Raw genomic sequence first — 18,082 nt, forward strand, 5'->3', positions numbered from 1 at the left:
AGCTTCGGGAAGATATGGGAATGATTTACATGATGGTCATCATATTTCTTGCCTATTGATGATGGACGTCATATATTTTGTCAAGCGACTATTTCTGGAGTTTAAAAATGCGGGTCAGCCGCGAGAAATTTGCCGAAAACCGGGAGAAGATCTTGGGCGTTGCCGGCGTGCTCTTCCGCGAGAACGGTTTCGACGGCGTCGGCGTTGCCGACATCATGAAGGCGGCGGGGCTGACGCATGGCGGTTTCTACGGTCACTTCGCGTCGAAGGACGACCTGGCGCTGGAGGTCAGTCGCAAGCTGATCGACAAGGTCGAAACGCGCTGGAAGGAGCATATCGCCGATTCTCCGGACCGGCCGCTGGAATCGCTTCTCGACCATTATATCCACTGGCGAACGGTCGACGATCCGGGCGGCAGCTGCGTCTTCGCGACGCTGATCCAGGAGGTCAGCCGTAGCCGCGGTGCGGTGCGCGCCGTCTTCAGCAACGGGCTCTCCGTGCTGGTCGACACGCTGGCCGATATCGTCCCCGGCGAGAGCGAAGAGGAACGCCGCGCCAATGCCGCCACCACGCTCTCCTCGATGATGGGCGCCGTCATTCTTGCCCGTGCGGTCGAGGACCGAGCGCTTGCCGAGCAGTTTCTGGTGACGATGCGCCGGCAGCTCGATCCCGGCAGCCGGATATAATCAGTCGCGGAAGGCGATGAGAGCGTTGCTCTCGACGATCTCGGTGAATTTTCCATCCGGCGCCAGGGCGGCCAGCTCGCTTCGCAGCGTCCGCTCGAATTCCATCGTCCGGTCGCCGAGCGCCTGCGGCGAAGTGACGGACATGGAGAAGGCACGACCGACGATCTCATCGGCATCGATGACCCGCTCTGTGACGATGCCGATGCGTTCGAGATTGCGGAAGGCGGAGCGCAGCAGAAATTCCTCGTGCTTTCCAAAGTCCGGCCCGCGGCGGAGCTGCCGCTCGGCCCGCATTTCTTCCGGCGACAGGCGTTCGGACACGCTCTCCATGGTCTCGCGCCAGGCCGGCGAGGCGGAGATGTGGCGATCGCCGAAAAGGACGACCGTTCCGCCCGGCTCGGTCAGCTTGTCCAGCATCGCCAGCGTCGCGGCGCGATCCATCCAGTGGAACGAGCGGCCCATGACAGTCATCTTCAGCGGCGCGAAGGCCGGGCCGAGATCATAGGAGGAGCCGAGGACCAATTCGGCGCGGACCCCGGCTGCCGCGGCATTGTCGCGCGCGGCCTCCAGCATTTCCGGTTCCGGATCGAGGCCGGTGACGTCGGCGCCGGCGAGGCGTGCGAAGGCGATGCCGATCTGACACGGCCCGCAGCCGAGATCGAGCAGACGGTCGCCGGGCCGAAGGCCGGTTCTGGCGGTCACGCGCTCGATCAGCGCATCCGGATAAGGAACGCGGAAACGGCTGTAGTATGTGGCGGTGGTGCGGAAGCGGCGGGGTTCGAAAGGAACGGTGGTCATGGCGAGCGATTCCTCGATGTCTCGGCATTCGCTAAGGTCGAACTGTGACTGTCTTGTGATGTCCGGCGGGCCTGGCCGATGGAAGGACGCCGCAACGAAAGCGATCTCCCTCTCCGCGAACGGGGAGGGGCCTTGTCGTGATGGTTGAAAGCCGAAGCGGATCGGCGGCTATTTGAAACCGGCGACGGCGTGCGGGATGTAGGGTGCTTCCAATGCGGCGATTTCCTCAGTGGTGAGTTTGACCGAGAGCGAGGCAACGGCGTCGGTCAGGTGGTTCGGTTTGGAGGCGCCGATGATCGGGGCGGTCACCGCACTCTTCTGCAGGATCCAGGCGGTTGCGACCTGGGCGCGGGAAATGCCGCGAGCCTTGGCGATCTCGGCCACCGCCTCGACGATCTTGCGGTCGGCATCGATGGACTGTGTATAAAGCGTCTTGCCGAATTCGTCTGTTTCGCTGCGCGCCGTGGCCTCGTCCCAGTCGCGGGTCAGGCGGCCGCGGGCAAGCGGGCTCCAGGGGATGACGGCGATCTTCTGATCCTCGCAGAGCGGCAGCATTTCACGCTCTTCCTCGCGGTAGAGCAGGTTCAGATGGTCCTGCATGCTGACGAATTCTGTTCAGCCGTTCAGCCTGGAAACGTAGAGAACCTTGGCAAATTGCCAAGCATACATGGAGGAGGCGCCGATATAACGCGCCTTGCCCGATTTGACGACGTCGTGCAGCGCCTCAAGCATTTCCTCGATCGGCGTCGTATAGTCGAAGCGGTGGATCTGGTAGAGGTCGACATAATCGGTGCCGAGGCGGCGCAGGCTGTTGTCGATCTCGTCGAAGATCGCCTTGCGCGACAGGCCGGCGCCGTTCGGGCCAGGCCGCATGCGGTTGAACACCTTGGTTGCCAGCACGATGTCTTCGCGCTTGGCGAAATCTTTTATGGCGCGGCCGACGATCTCCTCGGAGGAGCCGTTGGAATAGGTGTTGGCGGTGTCGAGGAAATTGATGCCGAGGTCGATCGCTTGCCTAATCATCGCCCGGCTTTCTTCTTCCCGCAGGCTCCAGGTATGATTGCCGCGGCCGGGATCGCCGAAAGTCATGCAGCCGAGGCAGATTTTCGAGACTTCGAGGCCGGTCTTCCCAAATTTTGCATATTCCATGAAATACCTCCGCGATGAATTTTCTGATCCAAATCCGATGCCCCTGGACCGCCTTCCATGATCTAGTGCGGAAACCGGCAAAGTCGCAGGGCGCCCGGCGAAGAATCCGTCCGGCGATGCGCACAACAATGCGTGATGGGCTTTGAAGCTGGGCCCGGTCATCGCCGTCCGGTCCGGTCGCTTGCGCAATTGCAGCACAAGGTGTTAGCTGGTGCAGCATTCACTGGATTTCGCCTATGATACTGCCGTCCCACAATCGCTACGACGATCTCTATCGCGATTTCTCGTGGCGGATTCCCGAGGATTTCAATATCGGCCGCGCCGTCAGCGACGACTGGGCGGCGAGGGCGCCGAAGCGCGTCTGCCTCGAACATTTCAGCCCGGACGGGCATCACCGTACTTTGACCTATCGTGCGCTCGCCGACCGTTCCTCGGCCTTTGCAAATGCGCTGGTTTCGCTTGGCATTAAACGTGGCGATCGCGTCGCGCTGCTCCTGCCGCAATCCTTCGAAACGGTGATCGCGCATGTGGCGATCTACAAGACCGGCGCGATCGCGCTGCCGCTGGCGCTGCTTTTCGGCGTCGAGGCGCTGGAGTACCGGCTGAAGGCGGCAGGCGTGGCGGCCGTCGTCACCAATGGCTTCGGTCTCGAGCGCATCCGGCAGATCCGCGAGCACCTGCCGATGCTGAAACATATCGTCAGCATCGACAAGGCGAGTGCCGATGCGGTCGCCTTCGGCGAACTGGTGGATGGCCATTCCCCCGTCTTCGATGTCGTCAAGACCGGTCCGGACGATCCGGCGTTGATGATTTTCACCTCGGGAACGACGGGGCCGCCGAAGGGCGCACTGCATGGCCACCGTGTCCTGCCCGGCCATATTCCCGGCATGCAGTTTGCCCATGAGGGTTTTCCGAAAGCGGGCGACAAGGTCTGGACGCCGTCCGACTGGGCCTGGGCCGGGGGGCTGCTCAACGCGCTGCTGCCGAGCCTGCTGCTCGGCGTTCCCGTCGTCTCGTCGCCGGCGCAGAAATTCGACGCCGATATGGCCTACCGCATCATGGCCGAGATGGGGGTGCGCAACGCCTTCATTCCGCCGACGGCATTGAGGCTGATGCGCTCCGTTGCCGATCCGCGTTCGAAATACGATCTGGTGCTGCGCACCATCGGCTCGGCCGGAGAGGCGCTCGGCCGCGAGACCTATGAATGGGCACAGCGCACGCTCGGCATCACCGTCAACGAATTCTACGGCCAGACGGAGTGCAATTTCGTGCTCTCGTCGAGCGCTGCCCATGGCGTGACCAGGGCCGGCGCCATCGGCCGCGCGGTGCCCGGGCATCGCGTCGCAATCGTCAGCGAAGCCGGTGACGCATTGCCGGCGGGCGAACCGGGCCAGATCGCCATCGCCAGTCCCGATCCCGTGATGTTCCTCGGCTATTGGGACGATGCGCCGGCGACGGCACGAAAATTCGCCAAAGGCTGGCTGCTCACCGGCGATATCGGCCGGCAGGATGCCGATGGCTACGTCACCTTCGAAGGCCGCGACGACGATGTCATCACCTCGTCGGGATATCGCATCGGCCCGGCCGAAATCGAGGATTGCCTGATCGGCCACCCCGCCGTGCAGCTTGCCGCCGCCGTCGGCAAACCCGATGCGGTGCGCACCGAGATCGTCAAGGCCTATATTGTCCTGTCATCGGGCCATCAGCCAAGCGAGGCGCTGGCCGCCGATATCAGGGAATGGGTGAAGACGCGGCTTTCAATGCATGAATATCCGCGCGAGGTGGAATTCATCGACGCCTTGCCGCTGACGACCACCGGCAAGGTGATCCGCCGGCTGCTGCGCGAGAAGGCGGCAGCCGAAGGTTAAAGGCCAAGGGCTTCAGCCCCGGCCGGCGAGCGACATGATCTTCTCGCGCAGCATCTTCGCCATGTTGCGGGTGCTGCGGTACATGTGCAGCTGGGCTGAGACCTGGCGCATGTCGCGGTCGCTGTTCTGCGTCAGTCCGATCACCAGCGTTCCCATCTCCTCGCGTTCCTGCCAGAAGCGGCTCATGATCGGGTGATCCGAGACGGCGCAGGAATCGGAGCGGACGATATTGGCGTCGTCGAGATGCCATTCGGTGAGTTCGCTCATCAACAACTTGCCTGGCGAATAGCGGGCATAGTTCTCGTCATAAGCTGTCTTCCAGGTATAGGCCTCGCCACCCATCATCAGCACGACGATGGCGGCGATCGCCTTGCCGTTGAGATCGATCGTGTGAATACGCACGGCATCGACGGCGGCAAGGTTCGACACCGCCTCGCGGGCAAAGGCGGTATGATAGCGATCGGTGACCAGCGCGCTTCGCCGCTTGCCTTTCCAGCCGCCGGCCTCCATCGCCAGGAATTCCTCGAAGCGGATGTGAATTTCGCGGGGCTGGCGGGCGACGGCATAAACCGCCGTTCCCTGTTCCTCCAGCAGACGCCACTGGCGGCGCATCTCGCGCATGTGTGAGGAAGAGATGGTGCGGCCGAGATAGGCCGGCGCCTCTTCGTCGCTTTGCAGCATCGGGCGCAAATAGGGATTGGTGACGGTGACGGGGAGATTGCGGCTGAGCGCCACGGCCTTGATCATGCGCACGAAGATACCGTTCAGCCGGAGATCCGGCAGGACGACGATTCCGGGCAGATTGAGGTCACGCGCGGTCAGTCCCTCGAAGAGATTGTCGAGGGTCTCGGCGGCATCCTCGCTGTCGACCAGCGGCGTGCCGAGCGGGCCGAAGCTGTTCGACCAGCCGCGGATGATCGATGGGCCGACGGCAAAACCCGGCTTGTCGACCGAAAACGGCATCAGAAAGCGCATGCGGCTGCGGCCGGCATTGTGGTCGCGGATCAGGGCGAAGTTCACCTGCCGGTCTTCGAGCCGCGGCATGGCGGGCGCGAGGAAGCGGCCGGAGAAGAAAACGTTCGGTTCCATCGCCCGGTTGGAGAGAAAGTCGAGCTCTTCCTGAAGTTCATAGCCGAGCTTGCCGGGATAGAGGCAGAGTTCGCGCCCCGGCCGGCCGATCTCGGCGCGCGCCTCGGCCCGCGGCGCTTCGAAATGAAGCGCGGCCAGATCATGCACCATGCGGTTGGCAATGCTGTCGGTGCTTTCGGTAACGGGAGGAATACGCACCATCTATCGAACTCTCATTTCTGGCGTTGCGGCGGAGGGGCTGGCAAAGGCGAAAAGGACGATGCCGAGCGCGCGGCGCACGGCAAGATGCAGCAGGATTGCCTCGACCGCCATGGCCGAAGCCGTGGCGGTCGCGGTGCCTTCGATGCCGTAATGCGGGATCAAAGCAAGGTTGAGGCCGACATTGGCGGTCAGCGCGCCGGCGTAGAGCGCGACGCAGAGGTTCTGCTTGCCGGCCATCATCAGCAGCGTTTCGGCCGGGCCGACCAAAGACTTGGCGAGAATGCCGGCAAGCAGGATCGCCATGACCAGATAACCGGATGTGAAGGCGCCGCCGAAGAGCGACAGCAGAAGATGGCCGGCGGCAAGCACCACAAGGCTGACGCCGAGTGCCGGCCAGAAGGTCCAGCGGGCGGCGTCGATGGCGGCGGTTGCCAGCTGCGCATGGTCGCCTTCAGCGATGATCGAGGAAAAGCGCGGGCCGGAGGCTGCCTTGACCGAGAAATTGATGAAATGCACCAGCGCCATCGTCTTGGCGGCGGCGAAATAGATGGCGACGTCGTGCGGCTCAAGGAAGATGCCGACGACGACGACATCGGAATTGGTGAGCAGGAAGCTTACACCCTCGATCAGGAAAATCGGAAAGGCGACGCTGAACCAGGCGAGGAAATCGATTTTGCGCGGGCCTTCGTCATAATGCCGGCGAAGGCGATAAAGCGTTGCTGCATACTGGCCGAGCGCGGTGACGAAGGTCGCGACGAGTGCTGCCTGCATCGCGGTGACGGCCGTATGCTCGGCGCCGATGGCAATGGCGATCAGCATGAAGGCGATGATGAGGATGGGGCGGACGATATAGACCGGGCTGAGCGCCATGACCGGCCAGTGGTTTGCCCGCGACGTGCCCTCCAGAATATCGCCGAGCGCGATCATCGGCATGGCAAGCAGGCCGAGGAAGATCGGGACGAGATAATAGACCTGGATCATATGGCCGAAGAAATGCAGCCCGAGCATGCCGGCAGCGAGCACCGCGGTGCCCGAAAGCAGCGCGAAGATGCGCGCCGTGCCGGTGAGGCCGCGGATTTCCTCGAAGGCGCCGGCTGCTCTGTATTGCGGCAGGAAGCGGATGATCGCAGTGTGGAAACCAAGGCATGACAGATCGCCGAAGACGACGACCAGCACCCAGACGAAAACGAAAATGCCGTATTCATATTCGCCCATCAGCCGGGCAAGCACGATCTGGGAGATGAAGGCGAGGGCTGCACTGAGAATGCGGATCGAAAAGGCCGTCAGCGCCATGCGCTGAGCGGCCGCCTTCTCGCCACGTTCGGTGAGCACGGCCGCAAGCATGCGCAACATGCGGCCGCCGATCGGGCGCAGGCCCGCGGGCAGCATCTTTTCCGCTGTTTCTATGACCGCCATGATGAACACGCAAAACTCTGAAAGTCAGGCAAATCGTCCCGAAGTTTTGACAGAACAGGGTTAAGAAACGGTTCCGGATCGGGCCTGTCGGCCGACGCTGAAATTGCGGTTTTCCGGCGCCGCCGCGGAAAAGAAAATGCCGCCCGAAGGCGGCATTTTCAGGATCTTTGCGGCTTGCCTCAGACCTGTTCGAAGGCGCCGTGGCAATGCTTGTATTTCTTGCCGGAACCGCAGGGGCAGGTCTCGTTGCGGCCGACCTTGCCCCAGGTAGCCGGGTCGTCCGGATTGCGGTTCTCCGGTGAAACGATGACTTCCGATGCCTGGTAGATCGCCGGCGCGAAATCGTCCTCACCGGTGGTCGGATCGAGGTGATGGGCCTGCATCAGCGGCGGTTCGGGTTCGGCGGGGGCCTGCTGCACCAGCTCGACGCGCATCAGCTGGGCGGTCACGGCCTCGCGTAGATTGTTGAGGAGGCTGGTGAACAGCTCGAAGGCTTCCGACTTGTATTCCTGCAGCGGATCGCGCTGGGCATAGCCGCGGAAGCCGATGACGGAGCGCAGATGGTCGAGATTGACGATGTGCTCGCGCCAGAGATGATCGAGCGTCTGCATGACGATCGAACGTTCGACATAATGCATGATGTCGTCGCCGAAGCGCTCGGCCTTTTCGGTGAAGGCGGCGTTGGTGGCTTGCGCCAGGCGCTCGCGGATATCGTCTTCGCCGATGCCTTCTTCCTTCACCCAGTCCTCGATCGGCAGGTCGAGATTGAGGATGTTCAGAGCACCGGTCTTCAGGCCGGCGGCATCCCATTGCTCGGCGTAGGCGCGCTCGGGGATATGCTTGTCGACCAGATCCTCGATCACCTCACGGCGCATGTCGGAAACGGTTTCGGAAATATTGGTCGATTCCATCAGTTCGAGGCGCTGCTCGAAGATCACCTTGCGCTGATCGTTGAGAACGTCGTCATACTTCAAGAGGTTCTTGCGGATATCGAAGTTGCGGGCTTCGACCTTCTTCTGCGCGCGTTCCAGGGCCTTGTTGATCCAAGGATGGACGATCGCCTCGCCCTCCTTGAGGCCGAGCTTGGTCAGCATGCTGTCCATGCGGTCGGAGCCGAAGATGCGCATCAGGTCGTCCTGAAGCGAGAGGTAGAATTTGGAGCGGCCGGGGTCGCCCTGACGGCCGGAGCGGCCGCGCAACTGGTTGTCGATGCGGCGGCTTTCATGGCGTTCGGTGGCGATGACGTAAAGACCGCCGGCGGCAAGCGCCTTCTGCTTGAGTTCCTTGATCTCCTCGACGATCGCCTGGATCCGGGCTTCCCGCTCAGGACCGGCTTCGACTTCACCGAGTTCGCGCTCGATGCGCATGTCGAGGTTGCCGCCGAGCTGGATGTCGGTACCGCGGCCGGCCATATTGGTCGCGATCGTGATGGCGCCGGGCACGCCTGCCTGTGCGACGATATAGGCTTCCTGCTCGTGGTAGCGGGCGTTCAGCACCTGGAAGTCGTCGAAGCCCTGCTTGCGCAGGCGCTCGGCGAGCAGTTCCGATTTTTCGATCGAGGTGGTGCCGACCAGCACCGGCTGGCCGCGCTTATGGGCGTCGAGGATTTCCTCGATGATCGCCTTGAACTTCTCGTCGAAGGTCCGGTAAACCTCGTCGTCCTCGTCGATACGTTTGATCGGCAGGTTGGTCGGGACCTCGATGACATCGAGATTGTAGATGTTGGCGAATTCTTCCGCTTCGGTCTGCGCCGTGCCGGTCATGCCGGCGAGCTTGGCGTACATGCGGAAATAATTCTGGAAGGTGATCGAGGCCAGCGTCTGGTTTTCCGGCTGGATCTGCACCCTTTCCTTGGCTTCGAGTGCCTGGTGCTGACCTTCGGAATAACGGCGGCCCGGCATCATGCGGCCGGTGAACTCGTCGATGATGACGACTTCGTCGTTGCGGACGATGTAGTCCTTGTCGCGCTGGAAGAGCTTGTGGGCCTTGAGCGCGTTGTTGACGTGGTGGACGATCGCGACGTTCTCGATGTCGTAGAGCGCGTTGCCCTTCAAGAGGCCGGCCTGGCGGAGCAGGTTTTCCAGCTTCTCGGTGCCCTCTTCGGAGAAGTTGGCCGAGCGTTGCTTCTCGTCGATCTCGTAATCGCTGGGGACGAGCAACGGAATGAAGGCGTCGATCGTATTGTAGAGTTCGGAGCGGTCGTCGAGCGGACCGGAGATGATCAGCGGCGTGCGCGCCTCGTCGACGAGGATCGAGTCCACTTCGTCGACGATCGCGAAGTTGTGGCCGCGCTGGACCATCTGGTTCTTCTCGTACTTCATGTTATCGCGCAGATAATCGAAGCCGAGTTCGTTGTTGGTGGCGTAGGTGATGTCGCAGGCATAGGCCGCGTGGCGTTCCTCGTCGGACAGGCCGTGGACGATGACGCCGGTGGTCATGCCGAGGAAGCTGTAGACGCGGCCCATGGTCGCGGCATCGCGCTGGGCAAGGTAATCGTTGACGGTGACGACGTGCACGCCCTTGCCGGACAGCGCGTTCAGATAGACCGGCAGGGTGGCGACCAGGGTCTTGCCTTCGCCGGTCTTCATCTCGGCGATCGCATTCGAATGCAGGATCATGCCGCCGACCAGCTGTACGTCAAAAGGCCGCAGGCCGAGAACGCGGCGCGAGGCTTCGCGCACGACGGCAAAGGCCGGAATCAGAATGTCGTCGAGCGTCTTGCCTTCGGCAAGCAGGGCACGAAACTCCACGGTCTTTGCCGCGAGCTGCTCGTCCGTCAGGGCCTTGGTCTTCTCTTCGATAGAGTTGATGGCAGCGACGTTCGGCTGGAAAGACCGCACGCGGCGGTCATTGGAGGACCCAAATAACTTGCGGGCTATACCGCCAAAGCTGACCATATGACTGGTCCTTTCTCAATATTCATCCCCGACGTTTGTTGTTCGCGGCCCAGCCGAAAATCAGGCGCGCGCCTTAAAACGCCCGGAAACTGTTCTGGACGCGAGGTTGCGTGACAGATAAGAGGGGGGTCGAATGATGTCAACGGATTTGGCGGATACAGAAAGGCCACAATCCGGTGTTGATGGCTATTTTGGGCCGATTCAGGCGATGCTGAAACCGGCGATGTAACTGTGAAGGGTATTTCATGTTGAGCACCAACAAACTTGCCGTTCTGGCGTTCGCAACTTTTGTTGCGCTCCAGGCCCCGGCCTATGCCGATGACGCGGTCATCGCCAAGGTCGGCAATCTGGAGATTCACCAGTCGGAACTCGACCTTGCCGTCGCCAATCTCGACCCGCAGCTGGCACAGCTGCCCGACGACCAGAAGAAGGTCGCAGCCCTTTCCGCCGCCATCGACGTGAAGCTGCTCGCCGCCGACGCTGCGGCCGAGAAGCTCGATCAGACCGACGAATTCAAGAAGCGCATGCAGTATCTCACCGACCGCGAGCTGCACAACGCCTACTTCAAGAAGCATGTCGTCGACATCGTGACGCCCGAAGAAGTCAAGGCCCGGTACGACAAGGAAGTCGCCGCCCTGCCGAAGCAGGAGGAAGTCCACGCCCGTCATATCCTCGTCAAGACCGAGGACGAAGCCAAGGACATCATCAAGCAGCTCGATGCCGGCAAAGATTTCGCCGAACTCGCCAAGGAAAAGTCCACCGATCCGAACAAGTCGGAAGGCGGCGACCTCGGCTATTTCTCGCGCGGCCGCATGGTCAAGGAATTCGAGGACGCAGCCTTCGCGCTTGAAAAGGGCACCTATTCCAAGACGCCTGTTAAAACCGATTTCGGCTATCACGTCATCAAGGTCGAGGATAAGCGCGACGCCCCGCCGCCGCCCTTCGAGCAGGTGCAGGACCAGGTTCGTCAGCTCGTCATGCGCGACAAGTATCTTGAGCTTCTGAACAAGGCGAAGGCCTCGGCCAAGATCGAAATCAGCGACGAGACGCTGCGCAAGGGTTACGACCAGGCCAACAAGCAGCCGGAGCCGGGCAGTGAGCCCGTCGCGCCAGCGCCGAAGCCGTAATAATCGCATCAGGGCCCGGGTTTTCCGGGCCCTTTGCTGCATAATTCCTTAAATCGGAATCGATTAAAGGGGAAAATTATGCAGCAATTTTAAAGTGTTACAGCGTCCTTTGCGCGTCTGAAAAGACGCGCGGCGCTGTAATATCGTTGTTGTTGTCGCATTTCCGGACGGCAAACCGCTGCCGATTTCGCCTGGAAATGCCCATTGGCAGGTTTCATCATGTCCGGTTCCGTCTCTCCGCTCGCCCCGAAATTCTTCGTCTCGATGCCGCCGCTGCGCGGTGTGCGAATGGCTACGGCGTCCGCCGGCATCAAGTACAAGAACCGCACCGATGTGCTGATGATGGTGTTCGACAAGCCGGCCGCCGTTGCGGGCGTCTTCACCCGCTCGAAATGCCCGTCGGCGCCCGTCGATTTCTGCCGCGCCAACCTGCCGCATGGCAGCGCACGTGCGGTCGTCGTCAACTCAGGCAATGCCAATGCCTTCACCGGCCTGAAGGGCCGCCAGGCGACCGAGCTGACGGCGAAGTCGGCAGCATCAGCCGTCGGCTGCGGCGAAAACGAGGTGTACCTCGCCTCGACCGGCGTCATCGGCGAGCCGCTCGACGCCACCAAATTCGCCGGCGTCCTCAACCGGATGCAGACCGAAGCCACCGGCGATTTCTGGTTCGAGGCCGCCAAGGCGATCATGACGACCGACACCTATCCAAAGGTTTCGACCCGCAGCGCCGAGATCGGCGGCGTTGAAGTGACGATCAACGGCATTGCCAAGGGCGCCGGCATGATCGCGCCCGACATGGCGACGATGCTCTCCTTCGTCGTCACCGATGCCGATATTGCGCCCGCCGCGCTGCAGGTGCTTCTGTCCGATGGCGTCGGCCCGACCTTCAATTCCATGACCGTCGACAGCGACACCTCCACATCCGATACGCTGATGCTGTTTGCGACGGGGGCTGCGGCCGAGGACGGCCAGGCCCGTATCGAACGCGCCGACGATCCCCGTCTTGCCGGCTTCCGCGCCGCGCTCAACGAAGTGCTGAAGGACCTGTCGCTGCAGGTGGTGCGCGACGGCGAGGGCGCCACCAAGATGCTCGAAATCACCGTGACGGGCGCCGAGAGCGATGCCGCCGCCAAGCGTATCGGGCTGTCGATCGCCAATTCGCCGTTGGTCAAGACGGCGGCGGCTGGCGAAGACGCCAATTGGGGCCGTATCGTCATGGCTGTCGGCAAATCCGGCGAGATGGCCGACCGCGACCGGCTCGCCATCTGGTTCGGCGACATCAGGGTCGCCGTCAATGGCGAGCGTGACCCGGATTATTCCGAGGCAGCGGCCACGAATGTCATGAAAGCGCAGGATATCCCCGTCAAAGTCGATATCGGCCTCGGCACCGGCACGGCAACCGTCTGGACCTGCGATCTCACTAAGGAATATGTTGCGATCAATGGCGACTATCGGAGCTGATCGTTCATTGGTGCAGGCATCCATTTTTTCACAGAATCTGCCGCTGGTGCGCAGGCTGGAGGCCGTCGGCTTCCGCGCCTGGCCGGCGGCGTCCGTGCAATATGACGGCAGCTGGCAGGTGCGGCTGACGGCCGGCCACCCGTCCAACCGGCTGAATTCGATCGTGCCGCTCGACCCCTCGGATTATCGCGACGTCGAAATCCGCCTGGAAAAGGCAAGCCGGAAATTCGAGGCCTATGGCCGCGCCGCCGTGGTCCGCCAGACGCCGCTTGCCTCGCCGGTGCTGATCGATCTTCTCCGTGCGCAGAACTGGAAGCAATTCGACGAGACGGTCGTGATGACCTGCGATCTTGCCGAGGCGGAGCTGCCGGATACGCTCGATCACCTGCCGACCCATGACGTCGGCCGTTTCGTCGACGCCAATCTTGCCGTCGACCGGGCGCCGCTGAGCCTGAAGCCGGCACTTGCCGAAATCATTTCGGCAATCAAGCCGCCGTCGGGCCTGTTCATGATCGAGAATGCGGTGGACGGGCCGCTGGCGACCGTGCTCTGCGTCCAGGACAACGACCTTGCCGGTATCATGTCGCTTTCGGTCTCCGAGACGCGTCGACGCGAGGGGCTCGGCATTGAGATCCTGACCTCGGCGCTGCGCTGGGCGCGCATGCGCAGCGCCCGTTCGGCCTGGCTGCAGGTAAAATTGTCCAACCGTCCGGCCATCGCACTCTATGAACGGTTGGGTTTTCGCGACGCCTATCATTATTGCTATTGGCAGCAGGAGCCGCGATGAGCGAGCCTCTCATACAGTGCAATGGCCGGAAGATATTGCTGGTCGCCGCCTGCGCGCTGATCGATGCCGATGGGCGTATCCTCTTGGCACAGCGTCCCGAGGGAAAGTCGCTGGCGGGGCTCTGGGAATTTCCCGGCGGCAAGGTCGAACCCGGCGAAACGCCGGAGGAAACACTGGTGCGCGAGCTCGAGGAAGAGCTCGGCATCAAGACCAAGATCGCCTGCCTCGCACCGCTGACTTTCGCCAGCCATTCCTACGAGACCTTCCACCTTTTGATGCCGCTTTATATCTGCCGGCGCTATGAGGGCATTCCGCAGGGCCGTGAGGGCCAGGCGCTGAAATGGGTGCGTCCGCAGGCCCTGCGCGATTACCCGATGCCACCGGCCGACGAGCCGCTGATCCCGATGCTGCAGGATTTACTTTAAACCGCGTCTCGTTGAACTTGATTCGTCCGACGCGCTTCAAATTTTAATTGCATGGCATGTCGTTATCCTAGAACCGCGGCCCGCTTCCAGGCGACATGCATTAGCGTTACCTGATTATTATCACGCCACGCCGTTTTCGGCTGTGGATATTAATGGATCGTTTAACACCTTCTGCCAAAGATCGGCCTCAATCAAGCATCTGGCGTGCGTGTATTAAAAGGCTTGACGTCATGGACGATGATTTCTGGAAAGCTGTCCGGGAAAAGGAACGGGTTTCGTCTGCCTCGCGCAGGACGGGTGCGCTCAATATCGCCCTTCTGTTCGGCACGGCGGTGGTCGCCCTGACGCTTATCCTGACGCCGATGCTTGCGGATTCCTCGAAGAAGAGCGTTTTTGCCAGCGCGCCGGCGGAATTCGATACGATGACGACGGGATCGATCCCGAAGAGCGAAAGCGGCAAGCGTTATACGATCCGCCGCAGCGTCCTCCAGGATACGCCCGGCTCGGTCTGCGTGGTCCAGGGCTACGGCGTCGGCGCCGGTTGCTGAAAATTGCCGGCCATCGTCTGATGGCCGTGGAATGCTCGTTTGCTGTCAGTTTGCGCTAAGGGTTGGGGTAATGCGTATTTTTAAAGCATTTCTTGCGGACGACGCAGGTGCGACGGCGGTCGAATACGGCTTGATCGCCGCCATCATTTGCACCGCGCTCGTCTCCGGTCTCGGCTTCTTCACCGGCGCCCTGCAGAACGTCTTCAACGTGATCAACAACAATATGACCGTCAACTGAAGCAGCAGTTGGCTCAACTGTTGCAGCATGATGTTGTCCGAAAACCGCTCACAGTTTTCGGCATCATGCTCTATTGCCTGAGCTTGTGCTCGTCCACGTTCAGCGCATCGGCAAGGCGTGCCTTGGCCGAACCCGGCTGAAGCGGCTTCTGCTGGCTCTCGTGGGGAGCCCAGCCGGAGACATAGATGATCGAAAAGGTCGCGCGAATGCGCCCGTCGGGATCTGAATAGCGCTCGGCATAGATCTCCGCCGCGCGCAGGAAGAAGGCGCGCGTCAGCGGCATGCGGCTGCGGGCTGCAAGCGGATTGCTCATGCCCATGGCTCGGAGATCCCGCATCAGCGGAAAGAGCGAATCATAGCGTACCGTGTAGTTTTCCGCGTCGATCACCGGCAGCGTAAAGCCGGCGCGCTGCATGAGGCTGCCGATATCGCGCACATCGGCGAAGGGAATAACGCGCGGGCTTGCGCCGCCCGTCATCTCGACCTCGGCGGCCAGCAGCACGTCGCGCAGTTCCTGCAGCGTGCCGGCGCCGGGGATCGCAGCCAGAAACAGCCCGTCCGGCTTCAGGGCGCGGCGGATCTGGATGAAAACACCAGGCGTGTCGTTGGTCAGGTGCAGGCTGAGCGGCGCAAGGATGAGTTTGGCCGATTGCGGCTCGAGCGGCACGTCTTCGAGCGGCGCCTCGATCAAGGTTTCGCCTTGGGCCGCATAGGTCTTCTCGCTTTCGACACGGATCATTGTGCCGATCTTGCCGGTCGCCAGAGCGGCACGCGCGGCGGCCCCCGTTGCGCCATGCAGTTCGACGGCGGTCTCGAAGGTCCGCTCGACCACAGCAAGCCTCTCGGCCATTTCCTCAGCGGCGATGTCGAGCAGGAAGGCGGCTTTCGGATCGTTGTTGGCAAGCGCCCGATGACGATGCGCGGCGATCAGGGTTTTATCGAAGATCGTTTCCATGACGATGTCCTTAGTCCCGCTCCGCAGCAGCAGCAAGGCGATTTTCCTTTGGAGGAGAACAGGCTAGTCTCGACGGCATGGGACCGATTGATTTCGAAAGACCGGCGGAGTTCTTGCGGGCGCAGCTCTTGCGGCCGTTTTCGGCGCTTGCCGATTTCCTTTATCCGCCAGCCTGTTCAGTCTGCGGCATTTCCACCGGCGGCCATCGCGGCGTCTGCGCGAAATGCTGGTCCGGCATCCGTTTCATCGAACGGCCCTATTGCGAAGTGCTCGGCATTCCCTTCTCGCACGATCTCGGCGCCGGCATCCTCAGCGCCGAGGCGATCGCCAACCCACCGCCTTTCGACCGGCTGCGCTCGGCTGCAACCCATGACCATGCGGTGCGTGATCTCGTTCATGGGCTGAAATATCGCGATCGCACCGATCTGGCGCCGATGATGGCCGCCTGGATGCTGCGCGCTTCCGACGGGACGGTCGAAAGCTGCGATGCGCTGATCCCGGTGCCGCTGCACCGCACCCGGATGCTGGCGCGCAAATTCAACCAGGCAGCCGAACTTGCCCGCCATATGGCAAGGCTGTCAGGCAAGCCGCTGCTGGCCGCCACGCTTATTCGCGTCAAGCGCACCAGCCAGCAGGTCGGCCTCGGCGCGAAAGCGCGCGAGGACAATGTCAGGGGCGCTTTCGCGATTGCCAAGGGTTGCGAAAACGACATTTTCGGCAAGCGCATCGTCCTTATCGACGACGTCTACACGACTGGAGCGACGGTTGCCGCGGCAAGCCGGACGCTGCGCAAGGCGGGCGCCGCCGAGATCACGGTTTTGACCTTTGCAAGGGCTCTCTCCGAGCCTATATGACAGAAATACCCGGCATCGGTCTGGAGAGATTATGGTACCCGTCACCATCTATACGCGGCAGTTCTGCGGCTATTGCACCCGCGCCAAGTCCCTTCTCGAAGAAAAGGGCGTCGATTACGTCGAGCACGATGCGACATATTCACCGGACCTTCGTCAGGAAATGATCGGCAAGTCGAATGGCCGCACCACCTTTCCGCAGATCTTCATCGGCGCCGATCATGTCGGCGGCTGCGACGATCTCTTTGCGCTCGATCGGGCCGGCAAGCTCGATCCGATGCTGGCGGCTTGAGGACGAACCGATGAGCTTCAAGGCTGCCGCCGTCCAGATGTGCTCCGGGGTCGATCCGGTGAAGAACGCCGCCGCCATGGCCCGGCTGGTGCGCGAGGCAGCCGCCCAGGGCGCGACCTATGTGCAGACGCCTGAGATGACCGGCATGCTGCAGCGCGACCGCGCGGCGGCGCGTGCGGTGCTGGCAGACGAGACGCATGACATCATCGTCAAGACCGGCTCCGAGCTCGCCCGGGAACTCGGCATCCACATGCATGTCGGCTCGACGGCAATTGCGCTCGCGGACGGTAAGATCGCCAATCGCGGTTTCCTGTTCGGCCCCGACGGCCAGATCCTCAATCGCTACGACAAGATCCACATGTTCGACGTCGACCTCGACAATGGCGAGAGCTGGCGTGAAAGTGCGGCCTATACGGCCGGCTCGGAGGCGCGCGTCCTGTCGCTGCCCTTTGCCGAAATGGGCTTTGCGATCTGCTACGACGTGCGTTTTCCGGCGCTCTTCCGCGCCCAGGCGGTTGCCGGTGCCGAAGTGATGACGGTTCCGGCCGCCTTCACCAAGCAGACCGGCGAGGCGCATTGGGAGATCCTGCTCAGGGCACGCGCGATCGAGAACGGTGTCTTCGTCATCGCCGCCGCGCAGGCCGGCCGGCACGAGGACGGGCGCGAGACCTTCGGCCATTCGATGATCATCGATCCCTGGGGCACGGTGCTGGCCTCGGCCGGCGCCACCGGCGAGGCTGTTATTGTCGCCGAGATCGATCCCGCCGCAGTCAAGGCTGCGCATGACAAGATCCCGAACCTCAGGAACGGCCGGGAATTCTCGGTCGAGAAGATTGCGGGGGCAGTCGCAGGAGGCGTCGCCGCTTGATCCGCTATTCCCTCACTTGCGACAATGCCCATGAATTCGAGGGCTGGTTTTCCGAAAGCGCCGATTTCGATCGTCAGATTGCGACCGGTTTCCTGACCTGCCCGGTCTGCCATTCCGCCGCCGTCTCCAAGCTGCTGATGGCACCTTCGGTGTCGACGGCGCGTAAGAAGGACGAGAGGCAGACGCTGGCGATGGACGCCATGCGTCAGGAGGCGCTGCAGAAGCTCAAAGAGGCGGTCGCGGCAGTCAAGGCCAATTCCGAGGATGTCGGCACGCAATTTCCCGAGGAAGCCCGCAAGATCCATTATGGCGAGGCGGATGCCCGCGGCATCATCGGCCAGGCGACGGTCGATGAGGCGCAGGCGCTGCTCGAAGAGGGCATCGAGATCGCCGCCATTCCGGCTCTGCCCGAGGATGTGAACTGAA

General features: G+C 62.1%; 17 protein-coding genes and 1 pseudogene. 12 read left to right on the top strand and 6 right to left on the bottom strand.

The annotated features are described in order from the left end of the window. Positions 1-107 precede the first annotated feature (107 nt). Positions 108-686 carry a TetR/AcrR family transcriptional regulator gene (locus FHX14_RS05595; protein WP_184376525.1) on the top strand — a complete coding sequence of 193 codons (579 nt, stop codon included), beginning with the start codon at positions 108-110 and terminating at the stop codon, positions 684-686. Here the strand turns inward: FHX14_RS05595 and FHX14_RS05600 are convergent, their stop codons facing one another. Together FHX14_RS05600 and FHX14_RS05605 are read right to left on the bottom strand one after the other, a co-directional pair. Beyond that, a complete protein-coding gene (locus FHX14_RS05600) occupies positions 687-1,484 on the bottom strand; it encodes a methyltransferase domain-containing protein (protein ID WP_184376526.1) in 798 nt (265 codons plus the stop codon). Positions 1,485-1,652: 168 nt separating this feature from the next. After that, a pseudogene (locus tag FHX14_RS05605) lies at positions 1,653-2,633 on the bottom strand (aldo/keto reductase). Between the two features lie 236 nt (positions 2,634-2,869). Here FHX14_RS05605 and FHX14_RS05610 point away from each other — a divergent pair. Continuing rightward, positions 2,870-4,501, top strand: a complete 1,632-nt coding sequence (locus tag FHX14_RS05610; protein WP_184376527.1) for an AMP-binding protein — start codon at positions 2,870-2,872, stop codon at positions 4,499-4,501. Between the two features lie 12 nt (positions 4,502-4,513). On the opposite strand, the gene FHX14_RS05615 is transcribed toward FHX14_RS05610, so the two are convergent. From FHX14_RS05615 to secA, 3 genes are all read right to left on the bottom strand, one after another. Continuing rightward, positions 4,514-5,791 carry a GNAT family N-acetyltransferase gene (locus tag FHX14_RS05615; protein WP_179612099.1) on the bottom strand — a complete coding sequence of 426 codons (1,278 nt, stop codon included), beginning with the start codon at positions 5,789-5,791 and terminating at the stop codon, positions 4,514-4,516. Next, positions 5,792-7,207, bottom strand: a complete 1,416-nt coding sequence (locus FHX14_RS05620) for a lipopolysaccharide biosynthesis protein (protein ID WP_184376528.1) — start codon at positions 7,205-7,207, stop codon at positions 5,792-5,794. Positions 7,208-7,386: 179 nt separating this feature from the next. Then, entirely contained in the window at positions 7,387-10,104 is a 2,718-nt protein-coding gene (gene secA, locus FHX14_RS05625) for a preprotein translocase subunit SecA (protein ID WP_184376529.1), read from the bottom strand. Positions 10,105-10,349: 245 nt separating this feature from the next. On the opposite strand from secA, the gene FHX14_RS05630 reads away from it, so the two are divergent. From FHX14_RS05630 to FHX14_RS05655, 6 genes are all read left to right on the top strand, one after another. After that, on the top strand, positions 10,350-11,231 hold the full coding sequence (locus FHX14_RS05630; RefSeq protein WP_003590012.1) for a peptidylprolyl isomerase: 882 nt from the start codon (positions 10,350-10,352) through the stop codon (positions 11,229-11,231). Positions 11,232-11,450: 219 nt separating this feature from the next. Further along, positions 11,451-12,692, top strand: coding sequence for a bifunctional glutamate N-acetyltransferase/amino-acid acetyltransferase ArgJ (gene argJ / locus FHX14_RS05635; protein WP_184376543.1), 1,242 nt, complete (start codon positions 11,451-11,453; stop codon positions 12,690-12,692). Then, the gene (locus FHX14_RS05640; RefSeq protein ID WP_184376530.1) at positions 12,673-13,479 is read left to right on the top strand and encodes a GNAT family N-acetyltransferase; all 807 of its coding nucleotides are present in this window, start codon (positions 12,673-12,675) and stop codon (positions 13,477-13,479) included. Before argJ ends, FHX14_RS05640 begins: the two co-directional genes overlap by 20 nt. Then, on the top strand, positions 13,476-13,904 hold the full coding sequence (gene mutT / locus FHX14_RS05645; protein ID WP_003590017.1) for an 8-oxo-dGTP diphosphatase MutT: 429 nt from the start codon (positions 13,476-13,478) through the stop codon (positions 13,902-13,904). The genes FHX14_RS05640 and mutT overlap by 4 nt, the downstream gene beginning before the upstream one ends. Positions 13,905-14,134: 230 nt before the next feature. Continuing rightward, positions 14,135-14,452 carry a hypothetical protein gene (locus tag FHX14_RS05650; RefSeq protein ID WP_003582564.1) on the top strand — a complete coding sequence of 106 codons (318 nt, stop codon included), beginning with the start codon at positions 14,135-14,137 and terminating at the stop codon, positions 14,450-14,452. Between the two features lie 70 nt (positions 14,453-14,522). After that, on the top strand, positions 14,523-14,690 hold the full coding sequence (locus tag FHX14_RS05655; RefSeq protein ID WP_003590018.1) for a Flp family type IVb pilin: 168 nt from the start codon (positions 14,523-14,525) through the stop codon (positions 14,688-14,690). Between the two features lie 70 nt (positions 14,691-14,760). Here the strand turns inward: FHX14_RS05655 and FHX14_RS05660 are convergent, their stop codons facing one another. Continuing rightward, complete coding sequence (locus tag FHX14_RS05660) at positions 14,761-15,645, bottom strand: methyltransferase domain-containing protein (protein WP_184376544.1); 885 nt, start codon at positions 15,643-15,645, stop codon at positions 14,761-14,763. Positions 15,646-15,722: 77 nt separating this feature from the next. Here FHX14_RS05660 and FHX14_RS05665 point away from each other — a divergent pair, with 77 nt between their 5' ends. Genes FHX14_RS05665 through FHX14_RS05680 form a run of 4 tightly spaced genes read left to right on the top strand, consistent with a single transcriptional unit; the run spans position 15,723 to position 18,081 of the window. Beyond that, positions 15,723-16,499 (top strand): ComF family protein, encoded by a 777-nt coding sequence (locus FHX14_RS05665; RefSeq protein WP_184376531.1) that lies wholly within the window; start codon positions 15,723-15,725, stop codon positions 16,497-16,499. 31 nt (positions 16,500-16,530) lie between these two features. Further along, the gene (gene grxC / locus FHX14_RS05670; RefSeq protein ID WP_003590021.1) at positions 16,531-16,788 is read left to right on the top strand and encodes a glutaredoxin 3; all 258 of its coding nucleotides are present in this window, start codon (positions 16,531-16,533) and stop codon (positions 16,786-16,788) included. 10 nt (positions 16,789-16,798) lie between these two features. After that, on the top strand, positions 16,799-17,656 hold the full coding sequence (locus tag FHX14_RS05675; RefSeq protein ID WP_184376532.1) for a carbon-nitrogen hydrolase family protein: 858 nt from the start codon (positions 16,799-16,801) through the stop codon (positions 17,654-17,656). Further along, the gene (locus FHX14_RS05680; RefSeq protein WP_184376533.1) at positions 17,653-18,081 is read left to right on the top strand and encodes a DUF1178 family protein; all 429 of its coding nucleotides are present in this window, start codon (positions 17,653-17,655) and stop codon (positions 18,079-18,081) included. The genes FHX14_RS05675 and FHX14_RS05680 overlap by 4 nt, the downstream gene beginning before the upstream one ends. Position 18,082: the final 1 nt, after the last annotated feature.

It is taken from the genome of Rhizobium sp. BK619 (assembly GCF_014195245.1).
Classification (GTDB): domain Bacteria; phylum Pseudomonadota; class Alphaproteobacteria; order Rhizobiales; family Rhizobiaceae; genus Rhizobium; species Rhizobium acidisoli.